This is a genomic window from Thainema salinarum CENA647 (assembly GCF_057732415.1).
Genome location: NZ_JBYJZJ010000022.1, coordinates 3331352 through 3351068 on the forward strand (window position 1 = coordinate 3331352; position 19717 = coordinate 3351068).

General features: G+C 51.3%; 18 protein-coding genes. 11 read left to right on the forward strand and 7 right to left on the reverse strand.

Features of this window, described 5'->3' with window-relative positions:
* Positions 1 to 53 precede the first annotated feature (53 nt).
* Both AC286M_RS21435 and AC286M_RS21440 read right to left on the reverse strand, forming a co-directional pair.
* A complete protein-coding gene (locus AC286M_RS21435) occupies positions 54 to 1583 on the reverse strand; it encodes a SagB/ThcOx family dehydrogenase (protein WP_488206328.1) in 1530 nt (509 codons plus the stop codon).
* A gap of 198 nt (positions 1584 to 1781) precedes the next feature.
* Positions 1782 to 1958: a hypothetical protein gene (locus AC286M_RS21440; RefSeq protein WP_488206329.1), complete on the reverse strand. Its 177-nt coding sequence runs from the start codon at positions 1956 to 1958 to the stop codon at positions 1782 to 1784.
* A gap of 555 nt (positions 1959 to 2513) precedes the next feature.
* Between AC286M_RS21440 and AC286M_RS21445 the strand changes: the two genes are divergently transcribed.
* Together AC286M_RS21445 and AC286M_RS21450 are read left to right on the forward strand one after the other, a co-directional pair.
* A complete protein-coding gene (locus AC286M_RS21445; protein WP_488206330.1) occupies positions 2514 to 3584 on the forward strand; it encodes an adenosine deaminase in 1071 nt (356 codons plus the stop codon).
* A 400-nt stretch (positions 3585 to 3984) separates the two neighbouring features.
* A complete protein-coding gene (locus AC286M_RS21450; protein WP_488206331.1) occupies positions 3985 to 5319 on the forward strand; it encodes a TrkH family potassium uptake protein in 1335 nt (444 codons plus the stop codon).
* Positions 5320 to 5457: 138 nt separating this feature from the next.
* On the opposite strand, the gene AC286M_RS21455 is transcribed toward AC286M_RS21450, so the two are convergent.
* A complete protein-coding gene (locus tag AC286M_RS21455; protein ID WP_488206332.1) occupies positions 5458 to 6120 on the reverse strand; it encodes a DUF938 domain-containing protein in 663 nt (220 codons plus the stop codon).
* A gap of 242 nt (positions 6121 to 6362) precedes the next feature.
* On the opposite strand from AC286M_RS21455, the gene AC286M_RS21460 reads away from it, so the two are divergent.
* The 3 genes from AC286M_RS21460 (at position 6363) to AC286M_RS21470 (ending at position 8081) form a co-directional block, all read left to right on the forward strand.
* Entirely contained in the window at positions 6363 to 6659 is a 297-nt protein-coding gene (locus tag AC286M_RS21460) for a sll1863 family stress response protein (RefSeq protein ID WP_488206333.1), read from the forward strand.
* 185 nt (positions 6660 to 6844) lie between these two features.
* Positions 6845 to 7384 carry a transposase family protein gene (locus AC286M_RS21465; RefSeq protein ID WP_488202997.1) on the forward strand — a complete coding sequence of 180 codons (540 nt, stop codon included), beginning with the start codon at positions 6845 to 6847 and terminating at the stop codon, positions 7382 to 7384.
* Positions 7329 to 8081, forward strand: coding sequence for a hypothetical protein (locus tag AC286M_RS21470; RefSeq protein ID WP_488206334.1), 753 nt, complete (start codon positions 7329 to 7331; stop codon positions 8079 to 8081). Before AC286M_RS21465 ends, AC286M_RS21470 begins: the two co-directional genes overlap by 56 nt.
* 160 nt (positions 8082 to 8241) lie before the next feature.
* Here AC286M_RS21470 and AC286M_RS21475 read toward each other — a convergent pair whose 3' ends face one another.
* Positions 8242 to 9459 carry an MFS transporter gene (locus AC286M_RS21475; protein WP_488206335.1) on the reverse strand — a complete coding sequence of 406 codons (1218 nt, stop codon included), beginning with the start codon at positions 9457 to 9459 and terminating at the stop codon, positions 8242 to 8244.
* A gap of 480 nt (positions 9460 to 9939) precedes the next feature.
* On the opposite strand from AC286M_RS21475, the gene AC286M_RS21480 reads away from it, so the two are divergent.
* The 3 genes from AC286M_RS21480 (at position 9940) to AC286M_RS21490 (ending at position 12311) form a co-directional block, all read left to right on the forward strand.
* Positions 9940 to 10968, forward strand: coding sequence for a hemerythrin domain-containing protein (locus AC286M_RS21480; RefSeq protein ID WP_488206336.1), 1029 nt, complete (start codon positions 9940 to 9942; stop codon positions 10966 to 10968).
* Between the two features lie 255 nt (positions 10969 to 11223).
* The gene (locus tag AC286M_RS21485; protein WP_488206337.1) at positions 11224 to 12048 is read left to right on the forward strand and encodes an ABC transporter ATP-binding protein; all 825 of its coding nucleotides are present in this window, start codon (positions 11224 to 11226) and stop codon (positions 12046 to 12048) included.
* 65 nt (positions 12049 to 12113) lie between these two features.
* On the forward strand, positions 12114 to 12311 hold the full coding sequence (locus AC286M_RS21490; RefSeq protein ID WP_488206338.1) for a hypothetical protein: 198 nt from the start codon (positions 12114 to 12116) through the stop codon (positions 12309 to 12311).
* A gap of 167 nt (positions 12312 to 12478) precedes the next feature.
* Here the strand turns inward: AC286M_RS21490 and AC286M_RS21495 are convergent, their stop codons facing one another.
* Positions 12479 to 14269, reverse strand: a complete 1791-nt coding sequence (locus tag AC286M_RS21495) for an SLC13 family permease (RefSeq protein WP_488206339.1) — start codon at positions 14267 to 14269, stop codon at positions 12479 to 12481.
* Between the two features lie 377 nt (positions 14270 to 14646).
* On the opposite strand from AC286M_RS21495, the gene AC286M_RS21500 reads away from it, so the two are divergent.
* Positions 14647 to 15519, forward strand: coding sequence for a class I SAM-dependent methyltransferase (locus AC286M_RS21500; protein WP_488206340.1), 873 nt, complete (start codon positions 14647 to 14649; stop codon positions 15517 to 15519).
* 57 nt (positions 15520 to 15576) lie between these two features.
* On the opposite strand, the gene AC286M_RS21505 is transcribed toward AC286M_RS21500, so the two are convergent.
* Complete coding sequence (locus tag AC286M_RS21505) at positions 15577 to 16557, reverse strand: IS110 family RNA-guided transposase (protein WP_488202946.1); 981 nt, start codon at positions 16555 to 16557, stop codon at positions 15577 to 15579.
* 356 nt (positions 16558 to 16913) lie between these two features.
* Between AC286M_RS21505 and AC286M_RS21510 the strand changes: the two genes are divergently transcribed.
* A complete protein-coding gene (locus tag AC286M_RS21510) occupies positions 16914 to 17633 on the forward strand; it encodes an HAD family hydrolase (protein ID WP_488206341.1) in 720 nt (239 codons plus the stop codon).
* Positions 17634 to 17796: 163 nt separating this feature from the next.
* Here AC286M_RS21510 and AC286M_RS21515 read toward each other — a convergent pair whose 3' ends face one another.
* Entirely contained in the window at positions 17797 to 18927 is a 1131-nt protein-coding gene (locus tag AC286M_RS21515; RefSeq protein WP_488206342.1) for a MotB domain-containing protein, read from the reverse strand.
* Between the two features lie 257 nt (positions 18928 to 19184).
* Between AC286M_RS21515 and aroH the strand changes: the two genes are divergently transcribed.
* Positions 19185 to 19589 carry a chorismate mutase gene (aroH, locus tag AC286M_RS21520; protein ID WP_488206343.1) on the forward strand — a complete coding sequence of 135 codons (405 nt, stop codon included), beginning with the start codon at positions 19185 to 19187 and terminating at the stop codon, positions 19587 to 19589.
* Positions 19590 to 19717: the final 128 nt, after the last annotated feature.

The window sequence follows — 19717 nt, forward strand, 5'->3', positions numbered from 1 at the left end:
CGGCATTGCCGTGTCCCTACCCCAAAGATTGCACCTTATTGAATCCACGCTCCTTAGCGCGGTTGCCCCAGCGTTGTAATGTACAGGACGGCCTCATCCGTTGGGATGCCCAACACCTCATTCACCTTGTCGTCAAAAAAGCCACCGATACCGCTGACACCGATGCCGAGCTGAACTGCACCGAGGTTGAGCCGCTGACCCAGATGTCCAGCATCCAGGTGCAGATAGCGATAGGCGCGGTCGCCATAACGTGCGATCGCAGTTTCCAGATGAGCAGTATGAAACACCACCGCAGCGGCATCGCGGCCCAAATCCTGACCGAGACAGAGAAAATGCAGCTCGCGCCGGAAGTTCTTGAACCGCACCTGGCGTAGTTCTTGAGCTTGAGGCGCGTAGTAATAACAGCCTTCCTCCAGTCCTTCCACGCCAGACACCACAATAAACGTCTCAATTAGGCCCAAATCAAAATAATCGGGATGAGCATCCAGTCCCTGTTCCAGGTAGTGCTGGGGCTGATAGGTAAAATCAATCAGCCGCATTAGTTGATCGAGCGACAGATCGAGTCCGGTATAACGACGGGTCGAGCGACGCTTAAGAATACTGCGCTCCAAGTTGTCTAGCCCTATGCCCCAATTAATCGGCTCAGCCTCGACCGGGGCTTTCAAATCAAAGGGAAAGTTGTATTTGTCTTCAGCGGTCTGATCGGCCATTTGCTTCAGATCAACGGGTTCAGTTTCCGTCTGCATCTGGGTGGCGCGATGGAAATAGGTCAGCAGCTCATTGTCGCTCAAATCAGGATAGTCAGTATCGACGGCAGCAGGGAGCACCGTGTGAGATCGCGGCAGATTCTCTTCCACCTTAAGCAAATCCGCCAGCGCCATCACCGTCATGACCCCTTCCTGCTCCGGATCAAGATAGAGCAGCTGATCCAGGTTGGCATCGAGAAATCCACCAATTAGATGAGGTCGATAGTCAGTCAGGGCCGCTGCCAGCTCAACATTGCCCAGCAGGTGCCCTGTGTCCAGACAAATCCGGCGATAGGCACGGGCCTGATAGCGCCACATCGAGCGGCCAAAAATCGCCGTTGTCACCAGCACCATATGAGTAGATTCCAGCGCCGGATGCCAGAAGCAAGCTGCCTGTAAGCCTGACCAAACGTGATCATCCCAAAATCGAATCAGCGTATGGTGGCGCGGCTGATAGTGATACAGTCCTGCTGGCAGCAGTGCCGTACCGCGCGAAATCAAATATAGCTCCGCCGGATACAGCCCACCCGCTGACGGAGCCGAGCGCAGGTAAAACGAGTCTCCCGATAGCGTTGTGGTTTTGGCCGTAATGCCGTAGCTGTTAATCAGAAGCCGAGACAAACGCTGCCAGTCTTTTTGCTGCTCTCCTGCCGAATCAATGCTGCCCTCTTCCGGTGGCAAATACGGTTTTAGGTCGATCGTGGTGCCAATTTTGTAGTCCTTGAACAGTTCGGGCGGATTTTCCCAATCAGGCTTGCGCTGCTGGGAAATGGTCTTGGGGTGATACTTCGTTCGCTCGTGATAGTGCTGAGCAATGGAAGGTTGAGAATCTGGCATGGAAGTTCCTCAGCAGGCAATGGCTTGACAGTTTGGAGTGCCATGTCCTTGACGATTGCTCCAAGGGAGCCCGTCTAAGATGGTTGTACCGAAAATGACCAGTTGGGTTTGTCTTGATCTTGACATCTCTTTCAGGCAGCGTGCAGATCTTTGCAAAAAATCCACGAAATCTAGCTCAATGCTGACCTCACAACTCTTTTAGACGGCTCCATTGGCTCTATTATGGAGATTTTGCCGCCAAATGACGACAGTGAATCCCGTTGAGATCGCATCTTGCCCAACGGTTGGCCGTCCTTCGATCGGTGGGCTAACGGACTCAACATCAGCATTTGCCCATTTTGTAAACTTCTGTAAACACAATTTTATAGATTTCATCTATACTGGCAATAATCTATGCTTTGCGTTTAGCCAGCTTCGTCACTCCGGAGTATTTGCTAGTGTCACCTGCTTAAGGAGAGGGTAGTTCTCAATCGGTCATGATTTAGCTGTTGCGTGGGTTTAGCCAACCTGGCAGCGTTTCTACCCGAATTTCACTACCCATGAGATAACCTTCGGTTTTCAAGGTTCTCAAGCCATTCTCAACTCTATAAGGTGGCGCAGGGAGAATTTCGCCCTTGGCAAAATGGACTCTTTGGCTAAATCGTCCGATCCTTTGCTTGGAAAAGATGCGATCGCAGTTTCTTTAACGTCCAACGCGCTGGCATCCTTCTATTTGAGTGTTTTCGATTCATAACCATCTGCAATTGCTCGATTCATCTTTCTAACCCGGAAGTTGCCGTAAAACCAGTTTTACAAGCAAGGCTTGCTAAGCAAGCTTTTCTCGTAAAACTCCCTCAAGTTTTATCGTCAAGTTTCGTACCGACCTCTGAATCGAGGGCATTGCTATACCTACCGATATTTTGCTGTTTATCCAGTTATTTTGAGGTTGCTATGGCTCTCTACGCTGAACTACACCGTCACTTGGGCGGTTCGGTTGTTCCTAGAATTTTATGGCGCTATTTCCAGCGTAATCGGGATGATCTAGCCAACCGATTCGCTGACTATCCTGATTTTGAAGACTTTTACACCCGGCCACGGGCAACGCTAGATGAGTATCTCGAACTGCACACCCTGGTAGAGAGTGTTCAAACGCCGGAAACCCTGCCTTACTTCATCTATCGGCTGATTCGCGGTGCCTATGTCTTTGAGAACTTGGCCTATCTCGAACTGCGCTACACGCCCTACTACCGCACCGATGAAGCCCTGTCTCAAACCGAGCGGATTGACCAGATGGCCGAGATTATCAACATCGTCGGTCAGGCCAGCCAGCTCGCAGAGTATCCGATTATCACCAGCCAGATTCTCTGTATGCACTCTCGTTTGCCCTACGAGATAAACAAAGCAATTGTGGATTTGGCGATCCAGCATCGGGAGTATGTCTGCGCCATTGATCTAGCAGGTGGTGATTCTTACTACGCCGAGCGGCTTGATGAGTTTATTGACCTCTATGCCTATGCGCGATCGCAGGGTTTAAACACCACAGGTCATCTCTACGAAACGCCAAACGGCGCTTATCCCAAACTATTGCCCTACCTGATGCGAATCGGTCACGGCATCCAGATTCCACTACACTATCCGGAACTGCTGCCGGAACTAGCAGCCCGTAATCAGTGCTTGGAAGTCTGCCCCACCACCTATCTCAAAACGGGTACGCTGCAAGATTTAAATCAGCTCAAGCCCGTCTTCGATCGCTGTTTGGATGCCGGAGTAGACATTGCTATCTGTACCGACAACGCCGGATTGCACAATGTCCGCTTGCCATTTGAGTACGAAACGCTGCTCACCCACGACATCATCGGCTTTGAAGCCCTGAAGGCTTGTCAGGATGCTGCCTTCCGTCACGCCTTTGCGTGGCCCTATCGTCAGCGACCTGCATCAATTTTGACGGGTATTCTGCAACTCAACGGTGACGGTGGCGATCGGCTCGCCGAGCAGGAATTGGCGACGCTAGAAATGGTTTAGCAATCGCCGCACTGTAGCACTTTAGACCCCAGAAGCGTTATTTATCGTTGCAGCGCAGTGATAAATAACGCTTCTGGGGTTTAAGCAAGATCGGTTTAAGCAAGATCGGTTTTAAGCAAGATGGAAGTTATGACACTACGCCCGTAAGTCAGGATACCTACTTTTTGCAAAGCCGCGCGGAACACAGTCTTCCCCAAAACAGAGGTTGATACCGACTCCCTAGATTACAGCTACAAATCAATACTCAGTCTCCAGCACTCAGCACTGACCTCATCTATAGCGTTGGTTTGCAGAACTGGTATGACTCAAGCATGTAGCGCTACAACACTATTTACTAAAACAGATTCCGATTGGTGGCAGGATCTGAGAGAATTCCAACACTGACTCTGTCTAGCTGCCCATGACTGTTTCGCGAACCATTTGTCTCGGTTTTCTGGCAATGATTAGCATCGGTACGGTTTTACTGATGCTGCCGTTTGCCACCAGTAGCGGTGAATGGAATAATCTCTTAGTCGCCCTATTTACGGCCACATCAGCCGTTTGCGTTACTGGACTCATTGTGGTGGATACGGGCACCTATTTTTCACCCTTAGGAGAGTTCATCATCTTGCTGCTAATCCAGGTGGGCGGGCTGGGCTATATGACGGCGACCACCTTCTTGCTGATCATCCTGGGCCGCAAATTAGGGCTGCGGGATCGGCTCGCGGTGCAGCAGTCGTTTGATATTCCAGAACTGTCGGGAATTGGATTTCTGGTTCGCTCCATTATCGGCATGACGCTGCTGATTGAATTGACGGCCAGCTTTCTTCTGTTGCTCGTGTTTGTGCCAGATTATGGTTTTGGATACGGTCTCTGGCTGTCTATCTTTCACAGCATCAGTGCCTATAACAATGCTGGATTTAGTCTGTTTGAGGACAGTCTGATTCAGTATGCCACTGCACCACTACTGAATTTGATCATCTCGGTGCTGATTATTGCAGGGGGACTGGGCTATGAGGTGCTGATGGATATTTATATGTGGTGTCGCGATCGCATTTTGCGGCGGCAAGAGCGTCCCGTTTTTTCACTGCATTTCAAAGTCGTCACCAGCACAACCATCTTTTTGCTTCTTATTGGTACCGTTGCCTTTTTCTACACTGAGTACAGCAACCCGAGTACAATTGGCGCTTTTGGCTTTTTTGAGAAGTGGCTGATTGCCTGGTTCCAGTCGGTTGTCACGCGGACAGCAGGATTTAACAGCATTGATCTGGGCGCAACGACGGTATCGTCGTTGTTCTTAGCAATTGCCCTGATGTTTGTTGGCGCGAGCCCTGGCAGTACCGGGGGCGGCATCAAAACAACGACCGCGCGTATCTTGTTTAACTGCACCAGCGCCGTTTTGCAGGGTAAAGAAGTCGTGCGCTGCTATCAGCGGCAGATCCCCACGTCGCGCATATTAAAAGCGGTCGCCGTTCTAATTGGTTCCGTCATCGTTGTGCTAACGGTCGTGACGCTGATTACGCTGACAGATGCCGACAAGCCGTTTATCGCCATTCTGTTTGAATGCGTTTCGGCCTTTGCCACAGTTGGCTTATCAACGGGTATCACGGCCAGCCTCTCGACGCTTGGTAAGTTGCTGATCATCGTGACAATGTACCTGGGTCGGGTTGGTGTTTTACTGTTCGTGGCTGCCATTCTGGGCGATCCCAGCCCCAGCATCGTCCAGTACCCTGAAGAGGATCTGCTGGTTGGCTGATTGAGACTTGAGGGCAGGACTGCACACCTACATCTTAAATCTTGCACTAAAACCCGAAGAGGGTATTTCGCTGCCGCGATGCGGCAGCGAAATACCCCTTCTGGGTTCTTGGTTTACAAGGTGCAAGATGTGAGTACATCACATTTTCTGGAAAATAACCGATAAGTTATTGGCTGGCATTGGAATGGTTTGCTGGAGCGGTAGTTGATGCGTTGCCGCTGCATCAACTACCGCTGCTAAATCCCGCACGCCCCATTCTGGATTCCGCGATCGCAAACTCTGATCAAAGGCCGCATTACTGGGAGCCGTATGCTGTCCGTCTTGTTTGTACGGCCCATAGAGATAGAGCACCCCGTCCGGCGGCAAAATCCGTCCCGCTCCGGCCATTAGTCCTAGACAGGCCGACCACGGCGAAATGTGGATCATATTGATATTGACGATGGCCGTGATGGGATGCTGCTGCAAATCCAGGTGGGCTAAAGATTGGTTTGCGGCAGTCTGTTCAACCGCCCACTGTTCCTCGCGCACATCAATCATCAGCGGTGGATGCAGATTGTCCGAGGGACATGCCTGCTGCCACGCTTGAATACTGGCTCTGGCTGTCGGGTCTGGATCAGATGGCAACCACTGGCGCGGCTTTAGCGCAGGCGCAAAGTACACGGCATGTTCCCCTGTGCCACTGGAAATTTCTAAAATCGTGCCGCTAGTCGGTAGAACGTCACGCAGAATCGGCAAAATAAAGTCGCGATTCCGTTCAGTCGCAGGCGCATATTGACGCAGATCGTCAGCAGGTCGATTCATAAGTTGGGGCAATCCGTTATGGCAGTGCTCAAAATAGTGACGGACAACAGGGTGCGATCGCAAGTCTAATCTTAATTTCTACCCTACGAATGACCCATCGACGGGGAATTCACGGCTCTAGGATGACGTAATTATTAATCTCGCCACCTAATATTTACTTAGAAACGCCGTTAAACGATTTAACTACATCTAGATAAAAAAGCAAAAATTCGCCGCTCGCTTGAATAGGAGGAATAAACAATATGGTTGATCGGAACGTTTATCAAGCACAGGTCAAAGCCGAATTAGACAAGCTCAACGCTCAAATTGAAGAGATGCAGGCTAAATCTAAGCAGGCCGAAGCCGATGCTCGCATTCAATACAATAGTGCGATCGCAGAATTACAAACCAAACAATCTGCATTAGAAAGTAAGTTTCACGAGTTGCAGTCTGCTAGCGAAGAAGCCTGGACAGATATCAAAGCTGGTGTGGATCTCGCGTGGAATGAATTGCAGGTCGCATTTAGTCGCGCCATCAAGCGGTTCGAAGCTCAAAGCTAGCGCTTTAAACTTTTTAGGACTGCGAATTAAATAGACTGTAAACTGTTCCATCCGTAGGGACACGGCAATGTGTCACGCGCTGTAAGGGTATGCCCCTGATGCGCCACAAAACTATACCCCTGTTGTCCGAATTCAGCGCTAATACAGAGGTAAGAGTTTCTCCGATATTGAGGAAGGAGAGAGCCATGGCTAAAGCAATTGCTGTGCCCATCCGGCATGAGATCATTGAACGGCATCAGCAGGGCGAGACCTTAGCCGCCATTGCCGGATCCCTCTCGCTGTCCTACTGGGGTGTGCGCCAGATCTGGCGACGGTACCGCGACAGGGGCGAAGCCGGACTCGCGTTGAGGGGAGAGGGGCGTCTGCGGCGGGGATTTGGCTGTGAGCGTTTGATCTATCGCAGTGCGCTGTGGTTGAAACGCCATCATCGAGGCTGGGGTGCAGGCTTGATTCGGGTGGTGCTCAGACAGCGGTATCAGGCGTTATGGGTGCCGCATGAGCGAACGTTGCAGCGTTGGTTTCGCCAGCAGCACCTCAACCCACTGCGGGAGCAGCATCCGCCTGTGACCCGAGAGCGAGCCCAGCAGGTGCATCAGGTTTGGCAACTGGATGCCACGTCTCATCAGCAGTTGGCTGACGGCACGCCAGCGAGTTGGATTTCACTCATTGATGAACACAGTGGAGCGCTCTTACAAAGCGAAGTTTTTCCCCCACTACGTCTTTGAAGCCGTCCCAGCCTCGGACGTGCAATCAGCCCTGCGCCGGGTATTTACCCGCTGGGGACGACCTCAAGCGCTGCGGGTCGATAACGGATCGCCATGGGGCAACTGCCACGCCCTGCCCTCGCCACTGACACTCTGGTTGAGCGGACTCGGCATTGAGGTGATCCACAATCGACCCTACTGTCCCCAGCAGAATGGCCAAGTTGAACGGGCTCATGGCGTGGTCAAAAGCTGGATTGAACCCGCCACCTGTGCCAACTTGCAGACGCTGCAAGCTCGATTAGACCAAGCGGCAACAGTCCAGCGCACGCTCTACCCCAGTTGTCCTCATCAGCGCCCTCGCGACCAATACTACCCCGCCTTAGCTCACGGCGGCAGAGCCTATGCGCCTGACACGGAAGCCGAGCAGTGGCATGTCGCGCAGGCATTGGCTCATCTAGCGGGCCATCGCTGGTCTCGCAAGGTGAGTCAGACGGGGCAGATTTCGGTGTACAACCGCAATTATTCGGTCGGTCGTCCCTATGCTGGACAGATGGTCACCGTGCATCTCGATCCGAGCGCTCTGACATGGGTGATTGAAAATCACTCTGGACAGGTGATTGCTCGACTTGTCTGCTCTGGCTTAGATGCTCATGCGCTTCGAACCTTGCAGATGACCTATCGCAAGTCCTGCCGCCGCAAATCGACATCGGGGGCATAACCTTACGTCGCACTAGGGGCATACCCTTACGTCGGGTGACACAATGCCGTGCCCTACCCCAAAGATTGCACCTTATTGAATCCACACTCCTTAAGTTCATAGCAAGATGGCGGACATAACTGTCCGCCATCTTGTGCTTTGACACCTCACTCCTCACTCTCTACCCTCCACAATCCAACGACTGCTTCAAGCTCAGCGCAAACCACGACACTAGCAGCGTCAAAACACCCGTCACCCAAAACGGCGTGCTGTAGCTAAAGCTCACCAATAAACCCGCCGTTGCTGGGCCAATTGCGTTGGAAATACTCAGGTAGGAGGCATTGATTCCCTGCACCTCGCCCTGCTCACGCGGACTGCTGTTGGTCGATAGAATTGAGGCAATCAGCGGAATGGGGAACGAATTGGCCACGCCCAGCAGACAGAGCCACACCACAAAGGCCGACAGCGTCGGCACGGCAGGAATGAGCAAAAAGGCAATAGCCCGTCCGACGATAGCCACAAATAAGATATTGGCCAGATTAAACCGTTTCGTGAGTGGATCAACGGCGAAAATTTGGGTCAGAATGCCAATCACGCCAATTAGCGCGAATAGAACCGCCAGCATCTGCGCGTCCTGATTCAGCACGTTCAGGAAAAAGGGCTGAAAGGCAAAGGTGAAAATCGTAAACGTGAAGCCGCTGAAAAACGTCAGTAAAAAGACCCGACCCAGGCCAGGACGAGTGGCAGATTTGAAGATTTTCTTGAAGCTGAAAATGCCCCAACTGAGCCGAAACGGTTCCCGATCGGCCAGAGTTTCGGGCAGCAGAAAAATGGTCAGGATAACCGCTAAAAGTGCGATCGCAGCTCCGGCAAAAAAGCTCATGCCCAGCGACGACACACCCGGTAGCGTCGGCATGTTTTGGGCCAAATAGCTGATTGCTGGCCCCATCACAAAGCCCAAGCGGAAAGCAGCATCAAACAGGCCAAAGGCTTTCGGTCGCTGCTCCGGTGTAGTCGTGTCGCTAATCACCGCGCGGGCAATCGAGGTGTTGCCGCCCGTCAAACCGTCCAGTCCTCGTGCCGCAAACAGCAGCCAGGCGACAGGTGTCCAACTGGCCAAAATATTGGCGATGACCGTACCAATCAGACTGACAACCAGCAGCGGCTTGCGCCCCATGAAGTCGGACAAACGACCCAGCACAGGCGTGGCAATGAACTGCGCCACAGCATAAATCGTCGTCAACAAACTGGCCTGAAAGTCGCTGAGGCCAAACTGTTTAGCGTAGGGATAGATAATCGGGATGATGATCGTGAAGCTGACTGAGTTAATGAACGCAATCAGCGCAATAATCCAAAATTTAAACGGAAGGTCAAACTGCGATCGCAATCGGTCAAACATCCACCTCTGCCCCTAGATATCGCCATTTATATCGCCAATACAGGCAATCTTCCCTAGATTACAGGAGTTAGGTAAATATTTTGAGGAGCGAAAAAATGAAATGGCTAAATGATTAATGTAAGGCCAATCTGCCGCCCAGCAATGGCGTTAGCTTAGCCAAAATGCGAATAATCTAAGAACAAATTAAGCAAAAACGATAGTCTTTCAACAAAAAATGATGTGTTCTAATTTTTTGGTTTTTACTTCAATATCAATTTATTTCTTGAATCATCCTGCTAATGGACTAGATCAAAATAATTTTCAAATTCTATAATTTTTTTGTTGAAAGATAGAGCCATAAATCCTCAAATTTTCTGGTCTATTTTCTATTCCTCGTAGCAGCTAGTAGCTTATATCGGAGGAGTGATGAAGCTTGCTGTTGGCTAGGTAACTTTAGGAAATAGATACCTAAAATAATTCCACTTGAGGAGAACACTTTTTATGGTTGCTACGTTAACCGATGCCAAACGAGCTGCGATCGCAGAAAAGCTAGCTGACATGCGAGCGATCCAAAACTTGATTATCACGAATGAACGCCAGTTTTTGCAGGAATGTCGCGACGAGGATCTGCGCGATCGGCTCGAAGACATGCTGGAAGACGACGAAAAGAACCTGGGCATTATTGACACGACCATCACTCAGTATGGCGTACAGTCTCAGCCCAAGGAAAAAGTCCAGGAAATGGTGCAGCAGGCTGAAGGAATGATGAAAAAGTCAGACCTAAGCCTGTACGAAAAAATGACTCAGCATGAGCTGCTGAAACATGGTCAGGTGATGTCGGGTTTAGTGGTACATAAAGCGGCTCAAGTCGTTGGTACGGATGTCAAAGAAGCCTTGGCACCGCTGAACACGGTCAACTTCGAGAACCGGGCGCACCAAGAGCAGCTAAAAGGTGTATTGGAGTATCTCGGCACCTATGAGCTGACGGGTGAAGAACCGGATCAAGGACTGGGTGCCCGCATTCAGGATGCGATGGCTGCAGTCACTGGCGTATTTGGCAGTGCTGCCACCCAAGCCTCGGATAAGTCTGACATGGACATCACGCAAGTGATTTTTATGGATCACCAGAAGGTGAGAACGCTGATCCGGGAGATTGAAAAAGAGAAAGACGGCAGCCGCATCCAGGAATTCTTTGGTCAGATGTATAAAGATCTGATCGCTCACTCCAAGGCTGAAGAAGAAGTCGTTTATCCGAACGTGCGCTCGTTCTATGGCGATGACGACACGCAGGAACTCTACGACGAGCAGGCTGAACTGGAGCAAGTCCTCAACCAGATGAAATCCATGCAGCCTACTTCATCTGAGTTTAAGTCTCAGTTGCAGCGGGTGAAAGACATGGTCGGTGACCACACACGTCAAGAAGAAAGCACCATGTTTGCTGCCATCCGCAAAAACATGAGTGACGACCAGCGTGAACAAATGGCGACTCGCTTCAAGGACGCGAAGAAGCAGGTGCAGACCAAGATGTAGCTTGATTTGATGATTGTAAGTGCCGTATTGCAGCTCTTACAACCATTGAAGCCATCCCTTAACTGTCCGCGCTAAACGCTCAACACAGCAGAGATGACGACTGCATAAATCCCAGATTTCTTGGAGCAGCCACGGTGCGTGGCTATTTGACAGAAGTCTGGGATTTTTTTGTATTCATTTGACACAACGCTAAAACAACGGCAGTGTTGACAGAAGCACGAACATTAATGAGAATTAATATCATTCGTAGGGACTGTGCCGAAGCTAATGATAACCGATATTCCCACACCAGTTGCGCTCACAACCCGTAAGCTGACGCTTGCCTACGACGGTAATACCGTAATTCAAGGTTTAGATTTAGCCATTCCGCAAGGTCACATTACAACACTGGTGGGGCCAAATGGTTGCGGCAAATCGACGTTGCTCCGGGGAATGGCGCGTCTGCTGAAGCCCAAGGGCGGAACGGTATACCTGGAAGGAGATGCGATCGCACATTTGCCCACGAAAGACTTGGCAAAGCGGCTCGGTATTCTCCCCCAAAGCCCTGCGGCCCCAGAGGGACTGACCGTGCGAGAGCTAGTGGCACAGGGACGCTATCCTCATCAAAATTGGCTGCAGCAGTGGTCTAGAGAAGATGAATTAAAGGTCGAAAGTGCGATCGCAACGACTCATCTACACGAGTTTGCAAATCGGCCTCTCGATACGCTGTCGGGCGGTCAGCGGCAGCGAGCCTGGATTGCAATGGCCTTGGCTCAGGATACCGAAACGCTCCTACTCGACGAACCGACTACGTACTTAGATTTAGCGCATCAAATTGAAGTGTTGGATCTGCTCTATCACCTGAATCGAGACGCAGGCCGCACAGTAATCATGGTGCTGCACGATTTGAACATGGCCTGCCGCTACAGCCACCACCTAGTTGCGCTGCGGGACGGAGTGGTGATTGACCAAGGACGGCCAGCAGAAGTTGTAACGGAAACCTTAGTGCGACAGGTGTTTGGCTTACACAGCCGCATTATTCCCGACCCAATTTCTGGGACGCCGCTTTGTGTGCCCATTAGCCAATTCATCGAAAGCTAGTACAGATTAAGGAAGCCATCAAGCGATTTGCAGATCACGTCAATAGTTGGGGCGAGGCCATGGATGTGTCTCAGTTCCACGGACGTGTTGCAGAACTCAAGACGCTGGAGCAATGGATTCTGGGTGGGCACGATCGTCTGATTGCCCTCGTGGGGATGGGCGGTATTGGTAAAATGGCGCTCTCGGTCAAACTCGCTCGCCAGATTCAAGACCAGATAGATTGGAAAGTGCGATCGCAATCAAACGGCAGCAGCGCCAGATGAGTTGTTTCTGTTAGGGTAGTCGTTGATCCCAACCAGCAAAGCATAGAGGCGAGACATCGTCTTGCTCCGAATATATGTGACGTTTATCTAGTAGAACCGACTCTAAACGCCACGAATTCGGAAAGCGTGACAAAACTTAAGAAACTTGAGATTGCTTGAATCGCGCTCTAAACCCCGTACATCCACAGGACAAGCGGCGGTACGACTAACGTCATAATCAGGCTCAGCGGTGCGCCAAAGCGGGTGAAATCTAGAAAGCGATAGCCTCCCGCACTGTAAACCATCGTGTTGGTTTGATAGCCAATGGGCGACATAAAGCTGAGTGAGGCTGCAAATGTAACCACCAGCATGAAGGCAAACGGTTCAAAATTGAGCGACTGGGCCACTCGTGCCGCAATGGGCAGCATCAGCACCACCGACGCATTATTCGACAGAATTTCAGTCAATAAGACTGTAATCACAAAGAAAAACGTTAACAAACCATAGCTCGGCAGTTCACCGCCAATCTGCACTAGCCGTTCAGCCAACCATGCAGTTGCGCCCGAATTTTCCATGGCGATTCCCAGCGGAATCAGACCCGCCAGTAAAAAAATTACGTCCCAGCGCACCGACTCGTAAACTTCACCCGGCTTGAGGCAGCCGGTCACCACCATCAGCATGACGCCGACCAGAGCACTGACCAAAATCGGAAAAACATTAAACGCTGCCAGGAGGACAACGCCCAGTGCGATCGCAATTGCAACTGGCGCTTTTTCCGGGCGCAGGTTTTCCATATTGCGCTGCTCAATCACCAGCAGATCGTGACTGGTTTGCAAACCAATAAAGCTCTGTTTCGGGCCTTGCAGCAAGAGTAAATCGCCGAAGCGTAGCGTTACCTTCCCGAGTCGCTCCCGAACCACTTCTTCTCCCCGTCGAATGGCTAGAACGGTGACGTTATAGCGCTGGCGAAAGCGCAGGTCTTTCAAGGTCGAACCAATCAAGTTCGAGTTGCCCGTCACCAGTACCTCTGCCAGTCCTTCTTGGGCTGAACTCAAGTCTGCCTCAACGGATTTAGAGCCAAATTTCACTTCGGGCAGAATATCAATTCCCTTTTCGTCGCGGATCTTGAGTAACTCTTCACGACTGCTGCGCACGATTAAAATATCGCCAGCATAGAGCGTTTTGTCGGCTAGGGGTTGCGGGAAGTGGTTATCGTTGCGCACCAGTTCTAGCACGTCGAGGTCGAACTTGCGCTGAATTTGGCTGGCCTGTAGCGTTTGGCCAACTAAGCTTGAACGGGGCGTCACCACAATTTCAGTGACATATTCTTTAAGCTGATACTCACCCGCAATCGTGCCGTTGGGTGGAGCTTTGCGTGCTTTCAGTAGGATCGGAGATGCGATCGCAATGTAGGTCAGTCCAATCAGGAACGTCATGATGCCCAACTGAGTGAACTCAAAAATCCCAAATGCGCCATAGCCAAGCTGTTCTGAGAGGCCACTGGCAAGAATGTTGGTGGAGGTGCCAAGTAAGGTCAGCATACCGCCCAGGATTGTGAGATAGGACAAGGGCATCAGGACTTTAGATACCGAAATACGGCGCTGCCGACACCAGTCTTCCACAATCGGCAGGAACACCGAAACCACGGCTGTATTGTTCACCAGTCCTGTAATTGGCCCAACCAGGACGCCAAGGGTAATAATCTGCTGGGTTGGACGTTTCCCGCCCCAGCGCATCAGCAAATCGCTCATTAGCTGCATCACGCCAGTCCGGGCAATCCCCGCACTGAGCACAAACATGGCTAATACGGTAATCGTGGCTGAACTGCTAAAGCCGGAGATGCCTTCTTCTGGCGAAACTAAGCCTAAAACCATCAGCAACACCATGACTCCGATGGCCGTAATATCGGCAGGAAACCATTCGCTGATAAAACACACTAGGGCGAGGGCCAGTACCCCAAGGGTTAAGAGAATGGGCATAGAACGCTAGATATAGGGCTAACAGCAAGCGGGACACGGGATAACCCAAACATGGGTAGCTCAGTCATCCTTTTCACATTCCTACATCTTTTGTTCCCTGTCGTCCGTGCAAAGGTACGTTTACTTACCGGATCTTTATAGAGCAGTGACCAATCCGCCACAGTGACCAATCAACCATCCAAACAACTGCTCCAGACCGCTACCAGAGCACTGGAACTGCATCTCGCTCAACCCGCAACATCACTCCCTTCATCGGTAGGAGAAGTCAATCCTGGCTGTCCTTATGCATTAATCTCATCCCTGCAACGGCCACAGCAATCAGTTACGATTTGTAAAATAGGCATAACGCTCAATCCTGGACACTACTGCATTTCGTCATGACTAAACGCGATTCATCTCTGTTTGAACAGTTCCTAGCTCCCTTTTTCCGGACCTTTTTGCTGGATGAAGCAGCCATGCAAGAGTATCGCAACAGCGTAGATTGGGAGCAGGAACGCGATCGCATTGCCCAACCGAACGTCGTTTATCCGGACTACTACACCACCCAAAACTTTCACGGTATCAAGCAGGGCTATCTCAATATCAGTGCGGCAGTTACCTATGATCCCATTACCCGCTACCTGCTGCCGCCCAATGAAACCTGGACTCGGCAAGAACTTGTCCAGCGAGTGCGGGTGAAACCGCGCCGTATTCTTGACCTAGGCTGCGGCACTGGCTCGACCACACTACTCCTAAAGCAGGCATTTCCTACAGCAGAAGTGATCGGTCTAGACCTCTCGCCCTACATGCTGATTGCAGCCAGACACAAAGCTGAGCAGGCCAATCTTGATATCCAGTGGCAGCACGGTTTGGCGGAACAGACAGGGTTGGCTAATGATAGCTTTGATCTGGTAACGGCTTCACTGCTCTTTCATGAAACGCCACCTGAAATTGCGATCGCAATCCTGCAGGAAGCCTATCGATTGCTAAAAGTAGGTGGAGAGGTACTGATTCTAGATGGTAATCAGGCTACCCTGCGCCAAACACCCTGGCTCAACGATTTGTTTGAAGAACCCTATATTCGAGACTATGCTCAGGGCAGCATCGATGCCTGGATGGGCACAGCCGGATTTCGAGCCGTTTGTACCGAACCCGTTTGGCTGACTAATCAAGTCACACGTGGCATCAAACCTTTGCCAAATAATGCACCCACTGAGAATGAATCTGCAAGTGCATCTGTAGGCAGGCAGCCCCAGTGGGCAATGGGTTAGTTAGAGTGAAGTAAGGCGAGAGCGATTATCTTAAAAGTCAAGTCGAAAGGAGGTCAATTACGTCATAGCAGCCTCCGGTGGTTGCCAGTGCGTGCCGTGCTTGAGCATGGCATTGAGGATCGTCAGCAGCTTGTGCATAGCGGCAATGCGGGCGACTTTGGCTAACTTGCCACGCTGTTGCAGCCGCTCATAAAAGGCTTTGATGACAGGGTTGTAACGAACTGCAACTAGAGTGGCCATGTAGAGCATCTGCCGAACGGGTTTGCGGCCACCAAAGATCGAGCGCTGCCCTCGCTTTTGCCCACTATCGCGATTGAGCGGAGCCACCCCAACGAGAGCGGCAATTTGACGGTGTGAGAGCGTTCCTAGCTCCGGCAGCAGAGCCAACAGGGTGTTGGCAACCACCTGACCGACACCTGGAACAGAGGTCAGTTGAGCCTGGTGCTGCTGCCACTGTTGGTTGTGTTCCACTTGCTCATCAATCGCTTGGTCAAGGTCGCTGATGCGGTCTTTGAGCCAGTCGATATGGGCTTGAACGTCTTCCTGAGCGGGACCTCGCAGTCCAGCTAAACGGTTGCGCTCCATGGTGAGCATCTCCACTAATTGGCGGCGACGGGTCACCGCATCCTGTAACTGTTGGTGAGCCTCACTGGCCAACGGTCGTAGCGGAGGCTGCATCGCTTCGCCAAACCAGGCGAGGATCGCCGCATCGATTCGGTCGGTCTTAGCCAGTTGATTGGCAGCTCTGGCAAAGTTGCGAGCTTGCTTGGCGTTGATCACCGCTAGTGCATAGCCCTGCTGCTGTGCTGCAAGCGCGATGTGTCGCTCATAGCCACCTGTGGCTTCAACGATGATGCGACCCACCTGCGACGGCTTGGCCAACCGACGGGTTAAATCCTCAATTCCCTCACTGCTGTTGCTCACTCGGAAGTTCTCTCCAGACGGTCTAACATAAACATCCAGCCACCGTTTACACACATCAATGCCGACCCACTGCTTGACGGCTGATGACCTTGAGTCGGTTGATTGCGCGCACATAGTACTCTCCTTGTAGCGAATTCTAGATGGACGATACACACAACTCAGCCTTGCGTCATTCGGGATCTCTTTGTCCCTGCCGATGATCCGAGTTTGGGGTATCAAGTTGAGAGGCGACCCTGGCTCTCGCACGATGTCTCGCATCTCAGGAGGGTCGGTCTACCTCTCTTCTCTCAACATACAAGGAGTGAGACGTAAAAGGCCGTAGAGGGCTGTAAAAACTCAACGCCCAATCTCCCCAACCCCCAATATCTAACACCCAGGACTCCACACCGAGTACCCACAGTACCCGCACCCAATACCCAATCTTCAACACTTTACTCATTCTCTCAGCAAGCCATCATCAAGCACCGTCTATGGCATTGAAGGCAGTTTTATTCGATTTCAATGGCATTATCATCAACGATGAGCCGATTCATGATCAGCTTCTGAAGCAACTGCTGATCGAAGAAAATATGCGGCCTAAAGCAGACGAGTTTTGGAGTGTCTGTGTCGGTCGCACCGATCGTGCCTGCCTTAAGGAACTGCTGCATCGTCGTGGCCGCTTGGTCAATGATGACTATCTCGATCGGCTCATCCAGCGGAAGGCTGTGGCCTACGAGAAAACATTGGCGGAAATGGTAGAGCTGCCGATTTACCCCCAACTGGCGGAACTGCTCGATCAACTCCAAGCGGCGCAGCTTCCTCTGGCAGTTGTTAGCGGTGCCTTGCGATCTGAGATTGAACTCGTTTTGACCCGTGCCGGAATTCGCGATCGCTTTTCAGTGCTCGTCGGAGCCGATGATGTGGAAACGAGCAAGCCCGACCCAGCGGGTTATCTACTGGCAATTGAACGACTCAATCAGGCATTTCCCGATCTTCAGCTTCAGCCGACGGAATGTTTAGCGATTGAAGACTCTTATCCCGGTATTAAGGCGGCTAAGCGAGCAGGTATTCCTGTTGCCGGTGTAGCTCACCTTCACCCATTTCACATGATCCAGCGCCGCGCCAACTGGGCCGTCGATTATCTCAATGAGCTAGAGCTAGACTGGATTCGCCAGCGCTATGAGCCATCTACGCCTAGAATGGCTTCCTAATCGTAGAGATAAAGCCGTCGCATCGCGACGGCTTTATCTGCTAAATAATTGAGCAGGTGAGCCACCAGTGCTGTGTCAAATCAGTTTTGATGGTTGATATGCCGTGCTTGGCACGGCATATCAACCATCAAAATCCACCAAAACAACGGTAACAAACGACTAGTTAAGGATTGGAGAACGTATTGATTTCGCCATTGCCAATATATCGTCCCGGTTGGCGACGCGATGCTGAAAAAGGAGCCGTCTGTGGCGTAACCTGAGATGACGAAGCATCTAACGGTTGAGAGATCGTCGGGCCAAATACACCAACATTCGTAATTGTCGGTACGGGATTAAAAGTGTTGCCAATTGACGGAATTGAGGGCGCAAGCGAGGGCTGCGCTGCTAGTCCTGGAATCGGCGCAACCGAGTTCGAGTAAATATTCGTGCCACCTCCGGATGGAGTCACTGGAGTTAAAGCAGGTGGCAGCGTATAGCCAGTGGTGCCCGGTGGCGGCGACATGGTTGAACTCGTCGGAATAAATGTGACAGACGGAGGTAGAGAGCCGGTAGACTGCGATGTCAGACTCGCAGGCTGCGTAGGTTCAGTCAGCGTTAGCGATGATGTCGCTGTGTCAGCGGGCTGCGGGTTAGTACTCTCAGCCGCTGTAGTTCCGTCTGATGTTTCCGATGCAGTAGACGAGCGAAATTGCTGGTCGAGAATAGCTCGCTCCAGCGGACTAACAGTTGGAGTAGCGGATGGTGTAGTCATGTTTTGACTGGCACCGTCGAATAATCCTAACGAAAACAAGTAGGGATCACTGCCTGAGCTCGATCCAGTTCGGGTCGCAGAACGAGGATTAACTGGATTAACCATTCCCGTCGTGAAGGGTTCGGGTAAGGTATTGCTGTTTGATCTGGCACTGGATGGGTTGTTGCGATCGCGACTGGCCAAATACCGTTCCCCAGCCGATGGCTCGCTCGCTTGCGCAGCATTTGCAGCATCTGCACTACCAGCCTGCTCCAAATTTTGCTGCTCTGCATCGGCCTGCAAATCGCTGGACAGCACCTCCAGATTATCGATATCAGCCGCAGCTCTCAGCTGATCTTCCGACAGCGTATTGCCCAATCCAGACTGATCCGGCCCCAAATCATCGTCATCAGAACTTGCTAGCCAACCGGGATTAGTTGTGTACTCCAGCAGAAAAGCGGCAACCAGCGCCAGAATTAAAGCCGGAATCCAAACCGCCGGACGTCCCAACGCAAGTAACCGCGCTTTGAAGTAGCGAAATGACGCTGAATTTCTGGAAGACATAAGCAGGAGTGCAAATCTGCTAGGAGGAATAAGCTGACATCTTTATTGTACTCAGATTGCACTCAGAACCCATGAAACGGATCGATCTTTAAGACATATTCAAATAACGTTTCCTTCATCTGCCAATCAAATTCCGGATGAAGAGGCTGGTCATCGATCTGTTTTCCGAACTTGATAGGATAGAATCCTCAATGGGAAACAAGCACAAACTATTAGATGGAATCTGGCATCATACGATGAGATGGAGGTTTGGCCGCGTGGAGTGGAAAGTTCGGGCAGTTCGAGGGGCGACAACTGTATCTGAAAATTCAGTTGAGGCAATTCGAGAAGCTGTTGAAGAACTGCTAAACGAATTTCAAACCCGCAACCAAATAGAACCGAGCAATATCATTAGCGCAACGTTTTCGGTCACTCGGGATCTAGATGCGATTTTTCCAGCGGCGATTGCCCGCGATCGCAACCAGTGGGATCAGGTACCGCTACTGGATGTGCAACAAATGCATGTGGAAGGCAGCCTGACAAAGTGCATTCGCTTTCTGATTCATGTGTATATGCCAGCTCATCAAACCCAGGTTTATCATCCTTATCTGCGTAAAGCCCGAGAACTCCGGCCTGACTTATGCTCCGACCCGCTGCCGCCTTCGGTTGTAAGCAGTCCATAACGTATTTCTCTGCAATCGTTTAGGGGGAGGCTAGCAGCGCTAGCCTCCCCCTAAACGATTGCTTAACTTCGACTGGCTAAGAAAGCAGAAAAAGCCTTATTCAAAGCCCTTTCTACTTTTTTACTCAA

Excerpts from the sequence above, each read along its gene's own strand:
- AC286M_RS21440 (WP_488206329.1), bottom strand. The coding sequence starts at position 1,958 with ATGAAATCTATAAAATTGTGTTTACAGAAGTTTACAAAATGGGCAAAT.
- AC286M_RS21465 (WP_488202997.1), top strand. The coding sequence starts at position 6,845 with ATGGCTAAAGCAATTGCTGTGCCCATCCGGCATGAGATCATTGAACGG.
- AC286M_RS21505 (WP_488202946.1), bottom strand. The coding sequence starts at position 16,557 with ATGTGCGCGCAATCAACCGACTCAAGGTCATCAGCCGTCAAGCAGTGG.
- AC286M_RS21460 (WP_488206333.1), top strand. The coding sequence starts at position 6,363 with ATGGTTGATCGGAACGTTTATCAAGCACAGGTCAAAGCCGAATTAGAC.
- AC286M_RS21500 (WP_488206340.1), top strand. The coding sequence starts at position 14,647 with ATGACTAAACGCGATTCATCTCTGTTTGAACAGTTCCTAGCTCCCTTT.
- AC286M_RS21455 (WP_488206332.1), bottom strand. The coding sequence starts at position 6,120 with ATGAATCGACCTGCTGACGATCTGCGTCAATATGCGCCTGCGACTGAA.
- AC286M_RS21480 (WP_488206336.1), top strand. The coding sequence starts at position 9,940 with ATGGTTGCTACGTTAACCGATGCCAAACGAGCTGCGATCGCAGAAAAG.
- AC286M_RS21470 (WP_488206334.1), top strand. The coding sequence starts at position 7,329 with ATGAACACAGTGGAGCGCTCTTACAAAGCGAAGTTTTTCCCCCACTAC.
- AC286M_RS21435 (WP_488206328.1), bottom strand. The coding sequence starts at position 1,583 with ATGCCAGATTCTCAACCTTCCATTGCTCAGCACTATCACGAGCGAACG.
- AC286M_RS21515 (WP_488206342.1), bottom strand. The coding sequence starts at position 18,927 with ATGTCTTCCAGAAATTCAGCGTCATTTCGCTACTTCAAAGCGCGGTTA.
- AC286M_RS21495 (WP_488206339.1), bottom strand. The coding sequence starts at position 14,269 with ATGCCCATTCTCTTAACCCTTGGGGTACTGGCCCTCGCCCTAGTGTGT.
- AC286M_RS21510 (WP_488206341.1), top strand. The coding sequence starts at position 16,914 with ATGGCATTGAAGGCAGTTTTATTCGATTTCAATGGCATTATCATCAAC.
- AC286M_RS21445 (WP_488206330.1), top strand. The coding sequence starts at position 2,514 with ATGGCTCTCTACGCTGAACTACACCGTCACTTGGGCGGTTCGGTTGTT.
- AC286M_RS21450 (WP_488206331.1), top strand. The coding sequence starts at position 3,985 with ATGACTGTTTCGCGAACCATTTGTCTCGGTTTTCTGGCAATGATTAGC.
- AC286M_RS21475 (WP_488206335.1), bottom strand. The coding sequence starts at position 9,459 with ATGTTTGACCGATTGCGATCGCAGTTTGACCTTCCGTTTAAATTTTGG.